Origin of the sequence: Dyadobacter fanqingshengii (genome assembly GCF_023822005.2) — a bacterium.
GTDB classification, from domain to species: domain Bacteria; phylum Bacteroidota; class Bacteroidia; order Cytophagales; family Spirosomataceae; genus Dyadobacter; species Dyadobacter fanqingshengii.
Genome location: NZ_CP098806.1, coordinates 3,101,828 through 3,123,854, shown reverse-complemented (window position 1 = coordinate 3,123,854; position 22,027 = coordinate 3,101,828). Strand labels below are relative to the sequence as shown.

20 protein-coding genes are annotated in these 22,027 nt (G+C 44.9%); 6 read left to right on the top strand and 14 right to left on the bottom strand.

Annotated elements, in window-relative coordinates; all coding sequences use genetic code 11:
• The first annotated feature begins 54 nt into the window (after positions 1 to 54).
• Positions 55 to 1,428, top strand: a complete 1,374-nt coding sequence (locus NFI81_RS13045; RefSeq protein WP_234612008.1) for a leucine-rich repeat domain-containing protein — start codon at positions 55 to 57, stop codon at positions 1,426 to 1,428.
• Position 1,429: 1 nt separating this feature from the next.
• Here the strand turns inward: NFI81_RS13045 and NFI81_RS13040 are convergent, their stop codons facing one another.
• Both NFI81_RS13040 and NFI81_RS13035 read right to left on the bottom strand, forming a co-directional pair.
• On the bottom strand, positions 1,430 to 3,607 hold the full coding sequence (locus NFI81_RS13040) for a DUF5916 domain-containing protein (protein WP_234612009.1): 2,178 nt from the start codon (positions 3,605 to 3,607) through the stop codon (positions 1,430 to 1,432).
• Between the two features lie 47 nt (positions 3,608 to 3,654).
• On the bottom strand, positions 3,655 to 3,954 hold the full coding sequence (locus tag NFI81_RS13035) for a DUF3817 domain-containing protein (RefSeq protein ID WP_234612010.1): 300 nt from the start codon (positions 3,952 to 3,954) through the stop codon (positions 3,655 to 3,657).
• A 95-nt stretch (positions 3,955 to 4,049) separates the two neighbouring features.
• On the opposite strand from NFI81_RS13035, the gene NFI81_RS13030 reads away from it, so the two are divergent.
• Positions 4,050 to 6,602, top strand: coding sequence for a TonB-dependent receptor (locus tag NFI81_RS13030; protein ID WP_234612011.1), 2,553 nt, complete (start codon positions 4,050 to 4,052; stop codon positions 6,600 to 6,602).
• Positions 6,603 to 6,669: 67 nt separating this feature from the next.
• On the opposite strand, the gene ccsA (NFI81_RS13025) is transcribed toward NFI81_RS13030, so the two are convergent.
• The 5 genes from ccsA (NFI81_RS13025) to NFI81_RS13005 all read right to left on the bottom strand — a co-directional run bounded on the left by ccsA (NFI81_RS13025) (position 6,670) and on the right by NFI81_RS13005 (position 11,404).
• A complete protein-coding gene (ccsA, locus tag NFI81_RS13025) occupies positions 6,670 to 9,264 on the bottom strand; it encodes a cytochrome c biogenesis protein CcsA (RefSeq protein WP_234612012.1) in 2,595 nt (864 codons plus the stop codon).
• The gene (locus NFI81_RS13020; protein ID WP_234612013.1) at positions 9,261 to 9,695 is read right to left on the bottom strand and encodes a cytochrome c maturation protein CcmE domain-containing protein; all 435 of its coding nucleotides are present in this window, start codon (positions 9,693 to 9,695) and stop codon (positions 9,261 to 9,263) included. The genes ccsA (NFI81_RS13025) and NFI81_RS13020 overlap by 4 nt, the downstream gene beginning before the upstream one ends.
• A gap of 6 nt (positions 9,696 to 9,701) precedes the next feature.
• Positions 9,702 to 9,926, bottom strand: coding sequence for a CcmD family protein (locus tag NFI81_RS13015; protein ID WP_234612014.1), 225 nt, complete (start codon positions 9,924 to 9,926; stop codon positions 9,702 to 9,704).
• Positions 9,927 to 10,001: 75 nt separating this feature from the next.
• On the bottom strand, positions 10,002 to 10,688 hold the full coding sequence (gene ccsA, locus NFI81_RS13010) for a cytochrome c biogenesis protein CcsA (RefSeq protein WP_234612015.1): 687 nt from the start codon (positions 10,686 to 10,688) through the stop codon (positions 10,002 to 10,004).
• 38 nt (positions 10,689 to 10,726) lie between these two features.
• Positions 10,727 to 11,404 carry a heme exporter protein CcmB gene (locus tag NFI81_RS13005; protein WP_234612016.1) on the bottom strand — a complete coding sequence of 226 codons (678 nt, stop codon included), beginning with the start codon at positions 11,402 to 11,404 and terminating at the stop codon, positions 10,727 to 10,729.
• A 171-nt stretch (positions 11,405 to 11,575) separates the two neighbouring features.
• Here NFI81_RS13005 and NFI81_RS13000 point away from each other — a divergent pair, with 171 nt between their 5' ends.
• Complete coding sequence (locus NFI81_RS13000) at positions 11,576 to 11,803, top strand: FeoA family protein (protein WP_234612017.1); 228 nt, start codon at positions 11,576 to 11,578, stop codon at positions 11,801 to 11,803.
• A 30-nt stretch (positions 11,804 to 11,833) separates the two neighbouring features.
• The gene (gene feoB, locus NFI81_RS12995; RefSeq protein ID WP_234612018.1) at positions 11,834 to 13,969 is read left to right on the top strand and encodes a ferrous iron transport protein B; all 2,136 of its coding nucleotides are present in this window, start codon (positions 11,834 to 11,836) and stop codon (positions 13,967 to 13,969) included.
• 6 nt (positions 13,970 to 13,975) lie between these two features.
• On the opposite strand, the gene NFI81_RS12990 is transcribed toward feoB, so the two are convergent.
• The 3 genes from NFI81_RS12990 to NFI81_RS12980 all read right to left on the bottom strand — a co-directional run bounded on the left by NFI81_RS12990 (position 13,976) and on the right by NFI81_RS12980 (position 16,126).
• Positions 13,976 to 14,332 carry a DUF5615 family PIN-like protein gene (locus NFI81_RS12990; RefSeq protein ID WP_255717330.1) on the bottom strand — a complete coding sequence of 119 codons (357 nt, stop codon included), beginning with the start codon at positions 14,330 to 14,332 and terminating at the stop codon, positions 13,976 to 13,978.
• The gene (locus tag NFI81_RS12985) at positions 14,332 to 14,559 is read right to left on the bottom strand and encodes a DUF433 domain-containing protein (protein ID WP_234612020.1); all 228 of its coding nucleotides are present in this window, start codon (positions 14,557 to 14,559) and stop codon (positions 14,332 to 14,334) included. The genes NFI81_RS12990 and NFI81_RS12985 overlap by 1 nt, the downstream gene beginning before the upstream one ends.
• 70 nt (positions 14,560 to 14,629) lie before the next feature.
• A complete protein-coding gene (locus NFI81_RS12980) occupies positions 14,630 to 16,126 on the bottom strand; it encodes an NAD(P)H-hydrate dehydratase (RefSeq protein ID WP_234612021.1) in 1,497 nt (498 codons plus the stop codon).
• Positions 16,127 to 16,257: 131 nt separating this feature from the next.
• Here NFI81_RS12980 and rplS point away from each other — a divergent pair, with 131 nt between their 5' ends.
• Together rplS and dapF are read left to right on the top strand one after the other, a co-directional pair.
• Entirely contained in the window at positions 16,258 to 16,620 is a 363-nt protein-coding gene (gene rplS, locus NFI81_RS12975) for a 50S ribosomal protein L19 (protein WP_234612022.1), read from the top strand.
• 110 nt (positions 16,621 to 16,730) lie between these two features.
• Positions 16,731 to 17,516, top strand: coding sequence for a diaminopimelate epimerase (gene dapF, locus NFI81_RS12970; RefSeq protein WP_234612023.1), 786 nt, complete (start codon positions 16,731 to 16,733; stop codon positions 17,514 to 17,516).
• Positions 17,517 to 17,535: 19 nt separating this feature from the next.
• On the opposite strand, the gene NFI81_RS12965 is transcribed toward dapF, so the two are convergent.
• From NFI81_RS12965 to NFI81_RS12950, 4 genes are all read right to left on the bottom strand, one after another.
• The gene (locus NFI81_RS12965) at positions 17,536 to 17,841 is read right to left on the bottom strand and encodes a rhodanese-like domain-containing protein (RefSeq protein WP_234612024.1); all 306 of its coding nucleotides are present in this window, start codon (positions 17,839 to 17,841) and stop codon (positions 17,536 to 17,538) included.
• 2 nt (positions 17,842 to 17,843) lie between these two features.
• On the bottom strand, positions 17,844 to 18,986 hold the full coding sequence (locus NFI81_RS12960) for a DEAD/DEAH box helicase (protein ID WP_234612025.1): 1,143 nt from the start codon (positions 18,984 to 18,986) through the stop codon (positions 17,844 to 17,846).
• A gap of 121 nt (positions 18,987 to 19,107) precedes the next feature.
• Positions 19,108 to 20,841 carry a M14 family metallopeptidase gene (locus tag NFI81_RS12955; RefSeq protein WP_234612026.1) on the bottom strand — a complete coding sequence of 578 codons (1,734 nt, stop codon included), beginning with the start codon at positions 20,839 to 20,841 and terminating at the stop codon, positions 19,108 to 19,110.
• A gap of 22 nt (positions 20,842 to 20,863) precedes the next feature.
• A complete protein-coding gene (locus NFI81_RS12950) occupies positions 20,864 to 22,021 on the bottom strand; it encodes a lipase family protein (protein WP_234612027.1) in 1,158 nt (385 codons plus the stop codon).
• Between the last annotated feature and the right edge of the window lie 6 nt (positions 22,022 to 22,027).

The window sequence follows — 22,027 nt, the reverse complement described above, 5'->3', positions numbered from 1 at the left end:
TAATATGACTAAACTTTTAGTTATGTTAGCACTTCCATAAAAAACCTTTTTGTCATGAAAGCTATTTTATCTGCATTGATCTTTTTGTGCGTGCAAACCGCATATGCACAAACCAAGGTCATATCCGCGAAAAACGTTGCAAAAGAAGGTGTAGACAACATTAAACTGGCCAATGAATATAACAATGCCGAACCCGCATTGCTAACAGAGGTCATGAAAAAGACAAGCCTGATCATTGCATCTGCATTTCCTGAAAACCCAAATCCCGGGATCAGTGTGTTCACACAAATTTATGTCAACGAGTCAGGAAGCCTGGACTATCTCATTTTCGATATTCAAACGGGAGAAGGATACAATAAAGATTCTCTCGACGAACATACTAAATACGCGTTCGTAACCGGATTCGACGGTTGGAAGGTTTCCAAACCCGGTAAAAAATTCTCCGTTGTAGCGATCAGGACTGTCGGGAAACAGCCTGTTGTCCGCGAAGTGAGGCGCGGGGATAGTTCGGTGGTTGATCTGAAAACGGCGCTGGTTTTTAAGGATACATTAAAAATTAAACGGCTCTATTTGAATCAATTGGAATTGAAGACATTGCCGGATGTTATTTACCGCTTTCCCAACTTGGAAGAGTTGTATGCCGGAGATAATGAGTTACAAACGCTGAACATTAACATGGAGCGGCTTCCCAGACTCAAACAGCTTCATTTGCAAAAAAATCAACTAAGCAATAACGGTTTTGAGCTTTCTTCCAACAAGACATTAACATTGCTGAATTTAAAGGAAAATAAATTCAAGGACATTCCAGGCGCCGTCTCCAAATCAAAAAAGCTTACAACACTGTGGCTTGGCGGAAATGAACTTACTGCCTTATCCAATCGCAGTTTCAGAAAGTTGAAGCAAGTGCACGATCTTAATTTTTACAAGTCCGACATTTCTATTTTGCCAAAAGGAATTAAAAAGATGAAGAACCTGGAAGTTTTGGATTTGTATTATAACAAACTGGAAACGCTGCCGAACAGCATTACCAAACTGAAAAGGTTAACACATCTTGCCGTTTCCTACAACCAGATCAAAGCATTACCCGAGCGCATTGATAAACTGAGCAAGATTCACACGCTGTATGCGCATCATAACCGTTTGAGCAAACTGCCACCCAGCATTACCAGAATGCAAAATCTGAAAATTCTTGATCTGGGATTTAACTGGTTTACAAATTTCCCTGCGGAACTTACAGCTTTTGTGAAACTGGAGGAACTGGACCTTTCTTCCAACAACTTTCCCGATTTCCCCGAACAGCTTTTGGAGATAAAGCAATTGGAAAAGCTCTATCTCCGGGGTAACCCGTTTGTCAAAGAAGATGCTGAGAAAAAATACAGCAGACAGCTCGGGCAGCTAAAAAGCAAGAACATTGAAGTGTTTTATTAATCTACCAATTCCACCAGTAAGTGAATTTCAACACAACGGCGCGGTTCTTAACCCGGAAATTTTCGGGCAGATAATTGTCCGTATAAACGATAAAAAGATCTGACGCGGGCTTATAGCGCCATTGCAAACGTGCATTGAGGTTGATGTTGTCCGCCTGGTTGTTATACTGCATGAATGTAGTAAAGAACAGGTTGTTGGTGAATGTAAAGTCCAACCGCGGCCCTACCAGCCACAATTGTGTTCTTTTCCACGGCTCGGGCAGGCGAATATCGTTGTAATTCCCGGCCATTGTGATAGCGACGTAAGGCTGCACGCGATAGCCTAGCTCGGCGCGCAGGTTGTTGCGGTGGCCGTTTTGATAATAACCGCCAAAAATACCCGAAGCGGCAAAAGTAAGGCGGTTTTGCGGGCCGGAAACAATATCGAAACCGGTGGCTTTCCAATTGTGCTCGCTGCCGGTCGGTAAAGTTCCTACACCCAGGTTAGTAGGGTCAAAAGGTCTTAATAACCGCACATAATTGCTTGAACCCCAGACTGCCACCGTGGCACGGTTGATGAAGTTAAGATTGTAGGAAAGGATAAATTCCCTGTCGCTGAGGCTGAATTTTTTGTCCCAGAAAACATTGCTGATCAGCTTGGGGCCGTGGCTGATGATTTTAGGATTTTTTATAAAAAACAGGTAACCAATGTTCGGGCTGATCTTATAATAACCCATTCGTACCGCGTTGGGCACGTAACCTACTTCTGCATTAAAATTTTTGCCCACATATTCATGCTGCCATTGCCAGAAGAAATTGGCCTTATTGAATTTTAAATCAGCCGCATGCGTAAAATCATCCGTTGACTTTCCGGGCGTAAAAGATTTGAGCACCATCACTTTTCCAGTCCAGAGATTTTTGGCGCTCGCAAGGTTAAATTCAGCTCCAATGTTACGGTTATAGCGGTTTGTGGCGCTATGCTGCTCCAAATTATAGTTGGTGGCATCTTTGTTTACAAAAATAAAACGCACGTTGGAACGCGCCAGCAGCTGTCTTTGCAATGCAAAAACCGCGTAGTTATTTCTGGGGGTAAGGCTGTCAGATGAACCCGTTTGCACATCCAGAACGCCTATCCGCCAATTCTTGTTGATCTTTCCGCTCATACGCGCCCCAAACTGGATGGGGACGCCCAATCCTATGCGCCGGGAGAAAAAAGGCCGAATGGTAGCGTACCCGAAGTTGGCGAAAAGGTCAGCGTTTTCCAGGAAGAACTGGCGGCGTTCCGGGAAAAAGAGCTCGAAACGGTCCAAATTGGTCTGCTGCACGTCCACATCCACTTGCGAAAAGTCGGGGTTAACCGTCAAATCCAGGTTAAGGGAGGGTGTGAGGCCGATTTTGACATCTCCTCCGACTGTTGGTTTGTATTTATTGGGCGTGTCTTTTTGGAAATCTTTGGTCAAACGATTTGCAAAATAGGGAATAACGGAAATGTTCGGGCCAGGATTGGGCGGCGGCACGTCCCACGCGAGCACGCCCGTATAGGCAAGCGAAGCGGAAGGAAACTGGCGTGGGACAGGCGCCCAGGCCGATTTTTCTGAAATGGTCAGGTCCTGACGGCTGAAATTAATGCCCCATTTTGTGATCCCTGGTTTGTAGCGAATGCTTTTAAAAGGAATCGCAGCTTCCCACACCCACTTATCATCATCATTTTTTACAGCGCTCACCCATTTATTGTCCCAACTCAGATCGACGGTTCCTCCGTCTCCCTGCTGGCCATCCCATGGAGCGCCCGCAGCATTGGCGCCAAATGAAAACCCGTTGGTTTTGTCGTCAAATGTGTCCATGAAGAGCAGGAAATTATCATTTTTCCCGAAAGAAAAGTCCCTTTTCAGCGATTCGACAATGATGGAGCCTTTAATTGGTTTGTAATTAATAACCAGAATGTAGAGGTTATCCTTATCATAACACATTTTCACGTCTGTAAGCGCCCTGGAAAAACTGGTGTCCATGGGCGTGATCATGAAAAAATTGTTAGCGACCTCAGCGGATTCCCATGCGAGATCGTCGGCCACGCCGTCAATGTTCAGGGAAGACGTTGCGGAATGAATATTGTATTGATATTTTTCATTGGGTTTCTGAGCAATGCTTTTGGAAATGATTAAACAGAAAAAAATAAGGATTAGGATAGAAATTTTTCGCACTTGATCGGGGTGTAGGAATGTATGGAATGTAGGCTTAAATGCTTTTTTTACTCTCTAAACCACTTTGCATCCGCATAAAATGTACCAAAAGGCACCAGCGAAGAAATGAATGACAGCAAGGATTTTTTGAAAGTCCAGCTTCTTTCCGTGGCAACCTGGATTAACAAAACAACAAAAAGGACGAAAAGAACGCCGTGAGCCATGCCCACTACTCGGACAGCTTGTGGAAGTCCTGCGATATATTTTAGCGGCATAGCAATGCCAAGCAAAACGAGGTAAGAAATCCCTTCGAGAAATGCAACTATCCGAAGGCGGCCCAGGGCAGACTTAATCAGCGTGGAGATCATATTTAATTGACAGTAAGCGTAAAAATAGAATTGTAAATATACGCTTCAAAAGCTTTGGAAAGGCAGGAATAACTAAAATTCAAACATCAACGTTTATGACAAAATCAATTTTTACATGTCTGCTCGCGCTTGCGGGTTTTTATTCAATGGCGCAGGGCTTTAAGGTGTCCGGGAACGTTCGGGATGCGCAGGGAGAGCCGCTGGTTGGCGCCTCGGTTTTGGAAAAAGGCACCAATAATGGCACTATAACGAATGGGAGCGGAGCCTACACGCTTTCTGTTTCCCGGTCAAATGCAGTGATTGTTGTTACGTTTGTTGGTTACAACATTGTAGAGCGGGAAGTTGCGGCGAATGCGGTCCAGAATTTCACATTGGCAGATGCATCCATCTTGAACCAGGTGACCATTGTTGGTTCGCGCAACGGTAACCGCTCGTCCACGGATACGCCATCGCCTGTGGATGTGATTGATATTCGGGAGATTACGACGAAACAAGGTCAGCTGGATGTGAATCAGCTGCTTCAATTTGCTGCTCCTTCTTTTAATTCCAACAGGCAAACCGGCTCCGATGGGGCCGATCACGTGGATCCTGCTTCCCTTCGCGGACTTGGGCCGGATCAGACATTGGTTCTAATTAATGGAAAAAGGCGTCATCAGTCCGCATTGGTCAATCTATTTGGCTCACGAGGTCGTGGAAATACAGGGACTGATTTAAATGCAATTCCGGCAGCCGCCATTGAGCGCATTGAAATTTTGAGGGACGGTGCCGCAGCCCAATATGGTTCGGATGCGATCGCGGGCGTGATCAACATTGTTTTGAAGGAAACTGTTAACCAGCTTGCTGCAAATGTAAATGCGGGGATTTATAAAGCAAACTATCGTTTTGACGACAAGAGCTTCGATGGCCTCAATTACAATGTGAATCTTAATTATGGCTTTAAACTTGCTGAGAAAGGCTTTTTGAATGTGACAGCCGATTATAATTTCCGCGATCATACCAACCGTGCGAACACTGTTTCCGATGAAGCGGATCTCGCCAGAAGACAATATGGCGACCCGAAGATCAATAATGCTGCGTTGTATTATAATGCGAAGGTTCCCGTCGGCCAGAATGTTCAGGTTTACAGTTTTGGGGGCATTAACAAGCGCAAAGGCGATGCTTACGCCTGGACGCGGTTTGCGGACGATGACCGGAATGTGCCGTCGGTTTATCCCAATGGATTTGACCCGATTATAGCCAGCACAATTGATGACAGGGCTGTTACAGGTGGCGTTCGTGGCGTATGGAAGTCGTGGGACATTGATTTGAGCAACACTTATGGCTTTAACAAATTCCAGTTTGATGTAAGGAATACGATCAACACGTCGCTGGGTGAAGGTTCGCAGACCGAGTTTGACGCGGGCGGCTTCCAATTGGCGCAAAATGTGACTAACCTGAACATTACGCGCTATTTTAAAACGGTTTTGCAAGGGCTTAACATTGCATTCGGAGGTGAATTCCGGACTGAGCGCTACAAAATTTTCGCAGGTGAGCGGGGTTCCTACTACAATTATGATCCCACATTAGCAGGCGGATCACAAGGTTTTCCGGGTTACAGTCCTGCCGATGTGACTGACAACAGCCGCTCAAATGCAGGCGCATATCTCGATATTGAAGCCGATTTGACCAAAAAATTACTAATCGATGCAGCAGTCCGCTTTGAAAGTTACAGCGACTTCGGAACTACATTGAACGGGAAAGTGGGTCTGCGTTACAAAATCACCAATTCCATTGCTTTGCGTGGATCGGTAAGCACCGGTTTTCGTGCGCCGTCACTGGCTCAGAAATATTTCAATTCTACATTTACCAATTTTGTCAATGGCGAAGCTGTGGACGTGCTGCTGGCTAACAACAACAGCGAGGTTACTAGGGCACTTGGCATTCCGAGGCTGAAAGAAGAAACTTCGGAAAATGCGAGCATAGGACTTGCATTGAATCCTGCTCCCGGACTTTCGGTCACCATCGATGGTTATTATGTAAAAGTGAAAGACCGCGTCGTGCTTACAGGCCAGTTTAGCGATGAGGACGAAGATATCGGCAATTTACTGAGAGCCTTGCGAGTCGGGAAGGCGCAGTTTTTTACCAATGCGCTTTCTTACACCACAACGAAAGGGATTGATCTGATCGTGGCGCATTCGGCTGCGCTGGGAACCGGGCGGTTGAGCACGACATTAGCAGCTAACTTTAATCAAATGGACCTTGGGCCGGTTAACACGGTTCCGAGATTGAGGGGAAAGGAAGATACGTATTTCGATGAGCGGGAGCGGCGCTTCGTGCTTGCTTCTGCGCCGCCTTCAAAAATTAACTTAACATTCGACTATGCGATTGATAAGCTGAGTTTTATGTTGCGTTTTGTCCGTTTTGGGGAGGTGAAGCTGGCAAACTGGGATTATGAACTTGACACTTATAAAGGAAAAGTCCAGACCGATGTGACGGCAAATTATAAGCTCAACAAGAACTTCTCAATTTCCATTGGTGGAAGCAACATTCTGGATATTTATCCGGATATGTCACTGCCGGCGTTAACGGAATCGGGTGGCGGTTGGGATCCGGTTCAAATGGGCAGCAATGGTGCATTTTTCTTCACCAGACTTGGTTTCAGGTTTTAATTGATCTGATACGAATAATAAAAGGGTGCACTGCCAACGCAATGCACCCTTTATTCTCCCTATATTTTTATACAGCCTGAACCTTGATTTTCGGTTTTTTGTCGGCCGACTGATTTTCTTTGTCTCTCATTTTGATAAAATCCTTGAACCGGCGGATCGTCGCCATCAGGAAGCCGATCATCAATACAAATGTGCCCAGCCAAAGAATGTTGATCAACGGTTTTTCAATGGCTTTCATCACGATGAAGTCGCGCTGGGTTGTGTTCACGGCGAATGAGAACTGTCCCGTTTGCGGGTTGATCTCCTGGAACTGGATACGCATGCCCAGATCGTTGTTCACCTCAGGCTTGCGCGCCACCATACGGTCGCGGATCACGAAAGAAGGTGTTACCACATATTCTTTGTCTTTATCCAGCACGCGGATGATCGCTTTTACAGCCGCATCGCCATCGCCTAATTTAACGCCTTCAACCTGCTCTGTACGCACAACGTTATCCAGGATCGCGACGTAATCATTCACAAAGAATGTGTCACGCAAGCTGATCGTAAAATTCTCCGTCTGGCTCCAAACCGGCTCCGCAGTTGGGTTCGTAACCATATTTACGTGCGTATAAAGGTCTTTATCAATCTTCCGCTGAATGTCGGGAGAAGATACAATGCCACCCATCCTCGGATTGATCTGCACCCTTGGGAACAAGCTGAAAATTCTGCCTGAAGGTTCACGATACTCGATTTCGTAGTAGAAGTTTTCAGGGAAAAGCTCAATGGTGTCGCCTTTGACATTATACTTTTTCCCGTCGACAACAATGTCCCTCAACGCAACGGCGTGAAAATCACCTTCAATGATATCCACCCAACTTTTTGGAATATATCCCGGGATCTTACGCGGTTCTACGCGAACGTCGCGCCAGGTAAGCATGTAGTCGCCCATTTTTTCGGGCTTGTTAAGCCAGAGCGTAATGTTCTCCTTGTTTTCTTTATTATCGTTGTTTGTAAATTCCTCGCTCCGGGAGATCATTAAGCCCGAATTGTTGATCGAAACGACTTTGGTATAAGCAGAGGAAAACAAAATCCCGATCAGCATTAAGGCCACACCAATGTGCGTGATAGCCCCGCCCGAAAGGTTATAATTTCCGCGGATAATGTTCAATAGAATGGTTCCGTTTGCTACAATAGCGAAAACAGCCGATGTTAAAAGAACGATATATTGAATTTCTTTGACACCTTGAATGGTGATAATTGCCGCACTAATGAGCAGGGAAATAAGCAAAGGAGTATAAAGGGCCTGCAACTTGTTTTGCCCCACTCTTTTCCACCAGAAAAACTGTCCGACACCCGTTAGAATGACGATCAGCGAGAAGAACCAAAGTTGGAATTTGTTATAATGCCCGATCTGATCTGCAGGAAGCGCCATATTGAGCACAGTTCCGAATGCTTCCGCAATCTTGTTATATACCGGAATGGAAGTCGTTGCAAGGATCTGGAAACCAGACAAACAAAGCAATGTTGCACCAATGAAAATCCAGAATTCCTGAGAATAAGATGAAACTTCTTCTTCGTCACTTGGCAAATCTTTCCAGCGATAAACCAGCAGGCCGATTGCTACAACTGTGAATGTCAACAAATAAATCAGCAACTGACCGGAAAGTCCCAAATCCGTAAATGAGTGAACCGAAGCATTGCCCAAAACGCCGCTGCGCGTCATGAATGTGGAATACAGGATAAGAATAAATGTGGCTATCGTAAGGATAAACGAAGTTTTCAGCGCAGTCGCATTTTTACGGCCGATGATCATCGTGTGTACAGCAGCAACCAAAATGAGCCAGGGCACGATAGACGAGTTTTCAACAGGATCCCAGTTCCAGTAACCACCAAAATTCAGCGTTTCATAAGCCCAGTAAGCACCCATTAAAATCCCAATGCAAAGGATCATGGCCGAAAACAACGCCCAAGGCAATGCTGGTCGGATCCATTCCTGAATTTTTTTAGTCCATAAACCTGCGATAGCAAACGAGAATGGAATCAATGTTGTGGCAAAGCCTAAAAACAGGGTAGGAGGGTGAATTACCATCCAATAGTTCTGCAAAAGGGGATTTAAGCCATTTCCGTCTTTCGGAATGAAGTTGGGATCCATCTTGTAAACAGGCAAATCCGGCATTACTTCTTTAAGCAGCAAGAATGGTGTTGAGCCAATTTTAACGTCCAGCCCAGGAATAACAACACCTAAGATCATCGACGTCAAAAACGCCTGCACCAATGCAAAAACAGTCATTACGGGCGCTTCCCACGAACGGTTTGTGAAAATAAGCACGCAGCCCAGAACTACATTCCAGAAGATCCATAAAAGAAAACTTCCTTCCTGGTCCTGCCAGAAGCTAGAAATCGTGTAACCAGTTGGCAACGATAAGGACGAGTTTTTCCAGGCGTAATGATATTCAAAATAATGATTTCCAATGATCCAATAGAGGGAGAAAACCACGCCTATCACCGCCGCAACGTGAAAATAGAATACGGCGCGGCCAAATTTTTTCCAAACCTTGGCGTCCTCTATATTGATCCCCGACATGCCTGCCTTGAAATAGGCGAATGTGGCTACGAGCGCAGTTACAAAAGCAATAATTACCAGCAGGTGACCTGCACTTCCAATTGTGCTGTGAATCATGATTGTTCTGCTGTATGTTCAGTAGTTTCCATTTTGCCGTTCTCGTATTTCGATGGGCATTTCATCAATATCTTTTCAGCTGAAAATTGGCCGTTTACCATTTTACCCACGACCACAACCTGTTCTGATTTATCAAAATCCTGTGGTTTCGAGTTTTTATAAACGACTCTCTGTTCAACCTGATTATTGTCAATTAATGTAAAAGCAAAATAATTAGGATCGAGCTGCGGCTGATATTCCATGCCTATAATGTGCCCGGATGCATCTTTTTTAAGCTTGCCCACCACGTGAATGCTCTCCGCATCACCTTCCTGAGCCATTTCTTTTGCTTTTGTAAAATCGACATATGTGCTCGCATCGCCCGCTGTTGACACAATGATGCCAATGGCCACAGCAATGATGATCAAACCGAATATTTGTATCTTTTTCATGAAATTTTACTTGATATTTAATTCCTTTTCGATTTTGCTCACTTTGGAATCTATCCGAAGCATATTGATTGCAATTCCCGCGAAAATAGCGGCAATCACGGCCACCACGACCCAAATCTTACCGTCTTCACGAAGCTTGTCGGCCATAGGCACGCCATTGTCAACGGCTTGCGCAAACAAATTTCCTGAAATCAAAAGCAGGGTCAGGAGTAAGAGGGAGACTTTTTTCATTGTATGAGTAACGGTCTAAAATCTTAACGAAAATTTGATTTAAAATGTTTGTGATCGATGAAATTAGTGCGTGTTTCAGGAAACTTTGGCAGATGTGACCAGCGCCTCATCCCTCACCCGGTTAATCACCTTGATCCGGATCCGGAGCTCAGCCAGCCATAATCCCAACAGGATGTAGCCGATAATAGCCGGATAAAATACTTTTCTGATATCGCTATTGAAATCGTATGAGCCAAATGTGCTGTTTCCGCCGCTGCCCGGGTGCAACGAATCCGTTAGCCTGGGAAGGATATAGATGATTGGAATAAAAACGGCGAATGCAAAAATGTTGTAAACAGATGAAATCCGGGCCTTGCGCTGCTCGTCCTCGAATGAACTTCTTAATAATAAGTAGGCAAGGTAAATCAAAATGCCAACGGCCGCACCATTCAGTTTCGGATCATTCGGCCAGGGATCGCCCCAGGTGTAGTTAGCCCAAATTGAGCCGGTTAAACAACCCAGAATACCGAAGAAAATGGCTGATTTTGCCAATTCGCTTGCAATGTCATCGTCTCCAATGCGGCCTTTGTTAAGATAGCGGATTGAAAAAATCATGGACGCAAAAAGCAGCGTGGTCATGGCAAGCCAGAGCGCTACGTGGAAATAGGTGTTGCGAATGCTTTCATTGATGATGGCAAGGTGCGGAACAGGCCCCATCAGACCCATAACAATGACATAGAATATGATTACTATGCAGAGGATTTTCCACCAGATCTTTCTCATTTTACTCTTTTACTTTAATGCTATACTTCGCCCGTCAATCAGCTTCTCCATAGATAAGGAAAAAGCAGATAACTGAGCGTAATTACTATGAGATCAATTGATAACAGTGTGCTGATTTCGTCCGTGCTGACCGACCAATCCAAACCGTCCATAGCGTTTTTGGCAAGCTTAATGGTCATGAGCAGCATCGGTAATATGATCGGAAAGCTCAAAACAGCCATTAATGTTGCGCTGTTGTCCGCTTTGGAAGCAATCCCCGCCACAAGCGTTAGTACCGAAGCAAAACCGATGGCGGCAAGAAACAGGCACAGGACAAAAAGTCCCATATCCCCGATTGCATTGCCCATTACAAACGAATAAAATACAAACCCCATTCCCGATAATAATAACATTATCAGTGAGTTGTAAATTATTTTGGAAATAATAATTGACTGTGGACTGCAAAGGCTGTAATAATAAAGCAGTCGGCCATAGCGCTCCTGAGAGAAACTTTTGGCGATTGCATTCACCGCAGTAAACAGAATGATTATCCAGAATAGTGTGTTCCAGACAATAGGAGTGAGTTGATTTCTTCTGAGATTAAAGCTAAGATAGCAGACGAAAACTGTACTGATCACATAAAGTAACATGCCGCTCAGCGCATACTTTTGTCGCCATTCGAGTGTAACTTCTTTCCAGATAAGGGTTTTAATCTCGTTCAAAATTCCGCTGCTCATTTACTCTTTGCGCTGCAAAAGTACTACATAAAGGCTGAGGGAAATAATAAATCGATCATGATTTTCCATGATTTGTGCGGGTGCTGGCACAATTGCAAAAGTTATGTTTGAATTACGGTGTGATAGTGCTTTATTTGCACTTTAAATAAAATGAATCTAAATAAGGAGTGTATGTCAGCTCGTACGGTCAGTCATCTTCGAAAGGGCGAAAAGGGGGTCATAAAATCTTTTACAGATCGGGCGATGTCGTTGAAATTGCTGGAAATGGGCTGCTTGCCAGGGTGCGAAGTGCGCCTGGATGCAATTGCGCCATTTGGTGATCCGATCTGTATCAATGTTGGCGGTTCGTATTGCCTTTCTCTGAGATTGAATGAAGCTGCGGTGATAGAGCTCGAATAACAACATACGTTCCGTTTATAAGCCTCTCCATTGAAACAAGGGAATATAAAAGTTGCGCTGGTTGGTAACCCCAATGCTGGCAAGTCTACATTGTTTAATGCATTGACCGGTTTGCGCCAAAAAACCGGGAATTTTCCGGGCGTTACAGTCGAAAAAAAATCAGGGACATTCAAGCTTCCGGGCCGGTCCGGGCAGCCTGAGACGGCCGCTATTATCGTTGATTTACCTGGTACATATAGTATTTATCCCAAATCAAGGGATGAAACGGTGGTGATGGACATTCTCGCCAATCCTGCGCACCCTGATTTTCCCGATGTTGTAGTGGTAGTCGTCGACGCGTCCAATCTCCAACGAAACCTGCTGTTATTTACTGAAATCAGTGACCTGGGCTTGCCTTGCGTTTTGGCGCTCAATATGCTCGACGTTGCAGCCAGTATGAACCTGACTGTCAATGCGGTGCAGCTTGCCATGAAATTGAATGTGCCTGTTGTGCGGATCAATGCGCGGACAGGAGAGGGGTTAAGTGGTTTAAAGGAAGCAGTCATGCAAATGGCCGAGCGCATTGAAAAACCTGCGCTGGCTTATTTCTATGAACCCAAGGACAACGAAATCGAGCTCATTGCCGATGTGAAGAAGATTTATGCGCTTGATAATGATTACGTTGCATTACAATATGTTTGCCAGCACGACAACTTCTCCTTCCTGGAAACGCCCGCGCGAGTGGCATTGGACAAACTGATAGAAAAGCATGATTTTGATGAAAATGATTTTCTGGCGGCTGAGACGGTGGCTCGTTATGAAAAAATTAAGCCTATTGTCAGCAAATCGGTAAAATCAGCCGGAGTTACTGAGCAACCCTACTGGACGCGGAAGCTGGACAGCGTCCTGCTGCATCCATTCTGGGGATATGTGACCTTTGCGGCCGTTCTGATCCTGATTTTCCAAGCTATTTTTTCCTGGGCAACCTATCCCAGCGATTTGCTGGACGCAGGCATAGCAGCAACAATCGAATGGACAAAAGGTGTTTTACCAGAAGGTTTTTTAAATGACCTGATCACCGACGGCATCATGGCCGGTCTTGGCGGGATCTTGGTGTTTATTCCGCCGATCGCCATTCTTTTTGCGCTCGTTTCTATCCTTGAAGAATCGGGTTATATGGCGCGTGTGATGGTGATTATGGATAAATTAATGCGCAAATTCGGTCTGAATGGCCGAAGCGTTGTCCCCTTAATTTCGGGTGTAGCTTGTGCAGTGCCCGCTATCATGACCACCCGCAGCATCAGCAGCCGCTATGAACGGCTGTTGACCATATTGGTAACGCCATTAATGAGCTGTTCCGCTCGTTTGCCCATTTATACCATCCTGATTGCATTGGTTGTGCCCCCTACGAAAGTGCTCGGCTTCTTGAATATTCAAGGCTTGGTTCTATTCGGTTTGTATTTATTAGGACTAATCGGCGCTCTGGCCACAGCCTGGATTCTGTCATTATTTATTCCGAGAAAGGAACCAGGCTATTTTATGCTTGAAATGCCATCTTACAAGTTGCCGCGTTGGGGACATGTGGCATTCACAATGTATGACAGCGTAAAATCTTTTGTTTTCGAAGCGGGTAAAGTCATTATGGCCATTTCTATCATTCTTTGGGTGTTATCTTCCTATGGGCCCGGCGATAAAATGGAAAAAGCGGAAGCAGCAGTGACTGCGTCAATGCCCCAGGCGTCGGAAGAGCAGATCAATGCAGCCGTTTCTTCAGTTCGCCTGGAAAATTCTTATGCAGGGCACTTTGGACATTTTATTGAACCTGCAATTAAGCCGCTGGGATATGATTGGAAGATCGGAATCGCGTTGCTGGCGTCCTTTGCTGCGAGGGAAGTTTTTGTGGGAACCATGGCAACCATTTATAGCATCAGCGGTGATTTCGAAGATGTCCCGACTGTAAAAGAGAGGTTAATTAAGGAAAAAAATCCTGAAACTGGCGGAGCCATGTTCACCCCGGCCGTCAGTTATTCACTGCTTATATTTTACGTCTTCGCGATGATGTGTATGAGCACCATCGCCGTAGTCCAACGCGAAACCCACGGCTGGAAATGGCCCCTGATCCAGCTGGCCTATTTAATGGTGCTGGCATATGTGTCGGCGTTTGTGGTTTATCAGGTTTTGAGTTGATGCAGTCTATAATGTATAAACTACCGCATCGCCGCTAAGTTCCAGGTAAAATCCTTTCTCACTGTCTAGTTGCGCTATTAACGGAAGGTTCCTTTCAAGCAATTCAATTAGGGTTTGGTTTGAGATGTTTCCCAGTGTAATCCGGACGAGCTTTTTTGGCGTTTGTCGAAGTAAAAAAGAGTTTCGGAAATCCTCGTCTTTCGTTATCACGATCATCTCGTGACGGTCGGCATGCAAACAAATTTCTGCGTCTGTTGAAAACGATTTGGATGGTAAATGATTGGCATGAATTGCTGAATGTCCCTGGATTGCTAAGTACTTGACAACCATGATTGAAATATGGACGTCGCAAAGAAAATGCATCAAGCTGCTTCGTTAATTAACCGGCCAGAAACCAAAAGCTTCGCATAGTTAAGGCAAGCAAAGATATCTTCTCTTTCCAGTTCTGAATGATCAGCTAATATTTCATTGATTGACATGCCAGAACCAAGCATATCTATAACCACTTCAACAGGCCAACGCATGCCTCTCACGCACGGCTTACCATGGCAGATTGCAGGATCAATTGTTATTCTTTCAAGGTATTGCATAGCATTCTCGTTATATAACCAAATTTAACATTTTTTGTTTAGTTGTCATTGCAGATCGGCTTAAACGGCTTCACCAACCCAAACTATCAACCAAATCCGAAGCAATCAACGCACTTTGGCCTTTTACTTCTGCGGCCCGATCTCCGGCCAGCCCATGCTGATAAACAGCCAGGATTGCTGCTTCCGCAGGCTCATATTTTTGGGCTAGGAGGCTGGTTACAATTCCTGTAAGCACGTCGCCGGTGCCCCCTGTGGCCATGCCGGGGTTGCCTGTTGAGTTGAAATGTACTTCGCCATTTGCGAGGATTACGGCTGTGTTGGCGCCTTTCAGGCAGATAATTACTTTGTATTTTTTGGCGAAATCAATGCCGCTTTGAAGCCTTTCAAATTCGTCTTTGCTATCTCCGGCCAGCCGTTGGAATTCTTTTGGATGCGGGGTTAAGACTGTGTTTTCAGGTAATTTGTTCAGAAGATCCCTGTTTTCTGAAATGATGTTTAGGGCGTCCGCATCGATAATCAGTTTGGCTTTTCCGCTATTCGCGTTTACAAAATCCAACAATTTTTCCACAACATTCACTGTCACCGGCTCTTTGCCAAGTCCGGGACCAATTCCGATGGCCGAGTAGGATCCAAGATCAGTTAGTGCACTTAAATGTTTCTCATCCTGATCCGTGACAGCCATCGCCTCGGGTAGCGAAATTTGAATAATATCATATCCGCAAACAGGAATGTGCATGGTTAACAGGCCGACTCCCGATCTTAAACACGCTTTCCCAGATAAAACCGCAGCGCCCATTTTCCCGTAACTGCCAGCCATCAGCAGCGCATGACCGAACGTGCCTTTGTGGGAGAATTTGTCACGCGGCTTGATCAGCTTTTCGGCCGTTAGTTTGTCGGTATAATGGTAAGGTGTATCGGTTGCATTGATAAAATCTTCATTTAAACCAATGTCTACAATATGCCAGGAACCAACAAATTTGGCATTTTGCGGCATCATGAATGCTAGTTTGGGCAGTTGGAATGACACCGTGAAATTGGGCTCTATGATCGGATCACCTTTTTGATTGGCTTGGTCGGCGTACAAACCGCTCGCAATGTCAACGGACACGATCTTATTCGGTAAAGCATTCAGAGAATGAATAATGTTCGCCAAAAGTCCCTCAGCAGGTCTTGATAATCCCGATCCTAACAATGCATCAATGCAAATTACGTTTGCTGCCAACGTTGGAAATGCACTATCTGCAGAAATACTAACAGGCTGTAAATGATCTCTTAACCTCGTGAAGTTGCTCTGGAAATCTGCGGAAGCATTTTCTGTATATTCAATAACAAAAACCTGAACATCATAACTGTGTGTACTCAAAATACGCGCAATGGCCAGCCCGTCCCCACCATTATTTCCTTTTCCACAAAAAACAGCAACCGGCCGGGTATTTACGAATTGGTTGCAGAACCATCTGACGAACGCTTTTGATGCGCGTTCCATTAAATCTAGCGAAGAAACGGGTTCATTTTCAATTGTATATGCATCCAGTGCGCGAATCTGTTTTACATTCAGTATTTTCATCTCAAATGCTTTTACAAACAAAGAAAAAATATTAGCTTTGCACTCGTTTTCGCAAGAGCTGTTTTGAATGAAGGGGCGTCACCTCATCCGCTGGAAGCAAGCTATCATTTTAAATCCAAAAAGCATTCGTCATGAGCGAACTTATTAAACTCGTAGAAGCTACGATCGAAAATCGTAAATCCGAGTATCCTGAATTTACTTCAGGCGACACGATCAACGTACACGTTAAGATCCGTGAAGGTAACAAAGAGCGTGTCCAGCAGTTTCAGGGCACAGTTATGCAACGTCGGAACCTGAGCGCTAGCGGTGAAACTTTCACAGTGCGTAAAATCTCAAACGGCATTGCCGTAGAACGTGTTTTCCCAATTCTTTCACCTAGTATCGCTAAAATCGAATTGATTCGCCGCGGTAAGGTGCGTCGTGCACGTCTGTTCTTCTTACGTGGCCGTCAGGGTAAAGCCGCTCGTATTAAAGAGCTTAAAGTATCGAAGTAATATAAATTTTCTTCGGACAAAAATTTTAAACCCTGCAGGTGATTATTTCTTGCAGGGTTTTGTTGTTTTAAAGCGGACTAGCCACGCCGCACTTCTTACATCAAGCTGACATGCAGATTTCATTTTTTAAATATCAGGGAACAGGAAACGACTTCGTCATGATCGATGATCGCGACAAAACATTTCCGGTTTCAAAAGAATTGATCGCCTCAATTTGCCATCGCAGGTTCGGGATTGGTTCCGACGGTTTAATTCTGTTGCAGAATGAGCCTGGTTACGATTTTCGGATGGTTTATTTCAATGCGGATGGCGGGGAAGGCAGCATGTGCGGGAATGGAGGACGTTGTGTCGTCCGTTTTGCGCATGATTTAGGTCTTTTTGAGGACTCAACAACTTTCATAGCAGTCGATGGTTTGCACGAGGCGACTGTGTCAGGAGAGGTGATCAGCTTGAAAATGTCCGCGGTCGCTGACGTGGAGCGTTATCCGGAATTCGATTTCATGAACACAGGTTCGCCGCACTATGTCACTTACGTAGATCAGGTTGCCGAAACTGACGTTTTCAGTATTGGAAGTGAGATCCGTTATGGTTCGGTATATGGGCCAAAAGGCGGCACAAATGTTAATTTCGTCGAGTTGATCGAAGACAATCATCTGAGCGTCAGAACGTATGAGCGGGGCGTCGAAGATGAAACATACTCATGTGGAACGGGTGTAACTGCCTGCGCACTATCTGCACATTTACGCGAAGGCTGGAACGGCCCTATCACCATTGAAACAATCGGCGGGACTTTAAAAGTAGATTTTGAAGAAACGCCGGCCGGATTTGACAACATTCACCTGATCGGTCCAGCTGTCAGGGTTTTTGAGGGAAGTTTAGACTTACCAAATCTTTAAGATTAGCTCTCAAAGTTTTTTATTCAGATTCAATAATTCCTCCTTTCACGTGGAATATTTGCTTGTCGAGCCATTCCGGCACGCGGCAATAATCCATGGCAGCAACTTTGCTTCTCACACCATTGGTGCAAATCACGATAATGCTTTTAAATGGCGCGAGATCCGCTCTTCGTTCGCGGATCTCGGCCAGGGGAATGTTGATTCCACCCTCATTAAATTCTTCAAATTCCCAGGTTTCCCGGACATCAACCAGAACCGTGTCTGCCACCGCTTGCAAGCGTCTGGCTTCGTTAAGATCAATGTCCGTAAAAGTATTCCTTGTCATTGTTACCTGCCCGTTGCGTAGGGATGGTCGTTTATAACCGGGATATTCTTGGCAATCAGCTTGTGAATGTCTTTCAGATACACTTTCTCATCCAGGTCACAGAAAGAAAAAGCAATTCCTTTCGCCCCTGCACGACCTGTACGTCCGATCCTGTGTACGTACGTCTCAGGAATGTTCGGGATTTCGTAGTTGATCACATGCGTCAGGTCATCCACGTCAATTCCTCTTGCCGCAATGTCGGTGGCTACCAAAACTCGGGTTGTCTGGCTTTTGAAATTTTTCAGCGCATTCTGACGCGCATTCTGGGATTTATTTCCGTGAATCGCTTCTGAGCTTACGCCTGCTTTTCTCAAAACCTTTACCACTTTATCCGCACCATGTTTCGTCCGGGTGAAAACTAGCGCAGTGGCAATGCTTTCATCTTTCAGAATATGCAGTAACAGCGAATTTTTATCCGATTTATCTACAAAAAACACAGACTGACGAATGGTGTCAGCAGTCGAAGAAACGGGTGTAACTTCTACTTTAAGTGGATTTCTAAGTATTGTGTTAGCCAATGTGACAATGGCCGGGGGCATAGTGGCAGAGAAAAACAACGATTGCCTTTTTACGGGAAGCAATTTGATGACTTTCTTCACATCATGTACAAAACCCATGTCCAGCATCCGGTCTGCTTCGTCAAGAACGAAGAATTCCAACTGGTTTAGTTTTATAAATCCTTGATTAATAAGGTCTAATAAACGTCCCGGCGTTGCGATAAGCACGTCGACGCCGCGTTGAAGCGCATCTGTTTGCGGTTTTTGACCCACGCCACCAAAAACAACCGTGTGTTTAACGCCGGTATGGCGTCCATAAGCTGCAAAACTTTCGCCAATCTGAATGGCCAGCTCGCGTGTAGGCGTAAGGATCAATGCGCGGATGTGGCTTTTTTCAAACTTTCCAACTGGATTATTATGAAGCAGTTGCAACATTGGAATGGCAAATGCTGCCGTTTTTCCTGTGCCCGTCTGCGCGCAACCTAATAAATCTTTTTGATCCAGAATAATGGGGATCGCTTTTGCCTGAATCGGTGTGGGAGTGGTGTAGCCTTCTTCTTGAAGCGCCTTAGCAATAGGCTCAATGAGCTTTAAATCTTGAAATGTCATTTGATTTTTTTAAAGGGCTGCTCCTTTATATTAATATAAAAACAGCCTGAATAATATAAAAGGCCATATAAGCCTCACGTATAACAGCAGTAGTTTTTTAATCGTTCAGTCCGGATTTTTATCACTTCATTAACCGAAACACAGGGTAGCGCAAATATTCCTTCTCGCGATAGGGTGAATTGTCATAAATGAAGTCCAATTGTGCGCTCCCGTTTTTTGCAAATTCAGGATCATTTTTACGCTTATCTTCCAGCTTGATTCTCAAACTAACATCCTTTGCCAGCAATTCCGCCGCGAGATCTTCAAATACATAAGCAGAATAATGTTCCTTGGATTGCAAAATGGTGTCAAAGAAATTCCATTTGAAAAATGAGTCAACGCCTTTGGGTTCAAGCGTTTCTACAATGTAACGATTGGTCCACTGGTTAACCGAGATATACCAATCGCCTTTCTTAAATGTAATCCGCTGTTTAACGGTCTTCGTTGTCACGCTCGTGTGCCAGTAATGTCCCTCAAATGGCTGTTTAGGCGTTTCCAGGTTTTCGATATAGTAAGTTTCCACCTCCATATCGGTATCTTTTTCAAGCTGCTTCACTTCCACACCATTCAGTTTCATGAGGTCGATTACATTGTGCCATCCTTGCGGAATAATATAAGCAACGGGCCTGGTAACCTCATCCACGGGTGAATAAGTGTCGTAAAAAGGGATTTTTTTGGTAAATGGTTTGGAACGGTTGTAATAAAGTCTTTGCGCGCCGCTCACTTTGCTGGTAATGTATTCAGGTTCATAGCCTTTGAACTCAATTTGCGTGTTTTTGACTTTGTTAACCTCCCATGTTACCGCAAATTTCTCCTGCGTTTTTACAGCTTCTTTGGTATCCTTGCGAAGTTTAAGGAGCTCTCTTCGGTTTCTTGACAAAAATTTGATGTTACCCAGCAAGTAAGCGTAAGTTGACGCGACCCGCTTGTCATAAGGCTTCAACATATGCGTTTCTGTCATGACGCCGATCGTGTGAAATAACGCCGCGTAACCTGTTGAGTAGCGCGGCCAGTCCGGAAACTGGACGAAACCTTTGTCGGGCGTCTGGCCCCACGAATTCACATATGGAGTGGCCTCAAATCCGGCTGCCTTTAAATGCTTGTACATGTAAGGCAAAAAAACCTTATCATTGAAATAACCCAATTTCCCACCCAACTTGTCTTTTTGTGCATAGTCCAGTGTCATGACATATTGATAATCAGCACCGTTGCTTACGTGTGTGTCGGCAAAAAGGTCAGGGTCAAGCTCATGGAAAATGGCGGCGAAGCTCCGGGCATTTCTGGTGTCGCTTTTGATAAAATCTCTGTTAAGGTCATAATTTCTGGCATTGCCCCGGAAGCCGTATTCCTCCGGGCCGGCCTGGTTTGTACGCGTTGTGCTGTTCCTGTTTAGCGCACCGCCAATGTTGTAAAAAGGAATAATGGCCAGGATCACATTATCCAGTTCGGGGAATTTTTGTGGGTTCATGGCAATGTCACGGAGGAGCATCATGGAAGCGTCAACACCGTCGGATTCGCCCGGATGAATGGCGTTATTGACCAATAAAATCGCCTTTTGCTGCGATTTCAGTTTTTGTATTTCAAATGTTTTGCTTTTAGAATACAAAACAAGGTGAAGCGGCTTTCCACTGTCAGTAAGGCCTTTTTCAGTGATCTGGATCTCAGGAAAGTTTTTTGCGAGCAGTTTGTAATATTCGATGCCTTCTTCGTAAGTCGGGGTTTCCTTGCCGCCGCTGATTTCGAAACGCGTTTTGTATTGGGCTTTAACTGAAAAAGTGAGAGAGAAAAGGAGTAAAAGAAAGAAAAGTAATCGCATAAGTTGAGTGAATTCGGAATAATTAATGTTTGTATTTCTGCATTAAATACAAATATGGGTTTTGTAAATGATGAATAAAGATTTGCTCGTCAGAGTCGGGAAAGAGTTTGTAATATTCTGCATCCGGGATCAATGCAATCGTCGGTCCGATCCTGACGTAGTTATTGCTTTTGAAATAAACCGGCGGCTGAAAATCAGGAAGCACCTTCATGATTGACTTGGAAGCGTAATTGCCCAGAAATTTTTGATAATTGCGCTGTGCTTTTTCACTGGGCTTTTTCATCTGCTTGTAAGCATGGCGCAGCGCGACCCGCGTTATCAATTTTTGCTTTTTTATAACCGGATCAATGTTTTTGAAGGGGTTAGTCTCATTAAAATCAGCTAATGTCTGCACGGAAAAGGGCAATTCAGGAATCCAGTCCGCAGCATTTACTACATTATAACCCCAGCCGCCATCGATCATGCTTTCGTATTCGTAGCCATAATAAGTGTTACCCGTTTTCGGACTAGCACTCGCGTAAGTTTTAAATCGAATGTCGCCGGGCAGTTTTTTGTCTTTTTGTAACTGATAAAGGTGCGAAGTAAGCAGGTAAACGATGGCGCCGCCCTGGCTATGCCCCATAATCAGAAATTCCTTGATGCCGGATTTGTAGCATGAATCAATTTTAGGAACAATATCTTTCGCCAGAAAAGCCATGCCGACCAGCCAGCCAACGTGCACAGCGGCTTTGGGATTGTCGGCCAGATGATATTGAAAAGTGTAATCTTTGGTAAGTTTCAATTCCCCCTTTGCAGGAACCATTGCAGCATAAAAATTTTCCAGCCAGCCCACAGGTTCAACCGTTGTGCCCCGGACATTGATAGCAGCGACAGGATTGATTTTGTGAACCCATAAGGCCCATTTGTTGTCTAAGCCCATCACCGGCGATTCATAAGCACTTTTAAAAAGCTCCGGCTTGGAGATCATGGATTTCGGCCTCGTCGGGTTTGCTTTGGTCGTATCATACAACAGCACGTGTATCCGCAGTTGTTCCAGATACTCTTCTTTGTCAAAACCGGGTTTCAGCTGATTATTTTGAGCTTTAAGAGAAATGGAACAGAGGAGAATGAAAGCAGCAAAAAGGAAATTACTGACCTTCGCTGTCGAACATTGCATGCCGCGCGGTTGATTATACTTCATAACATC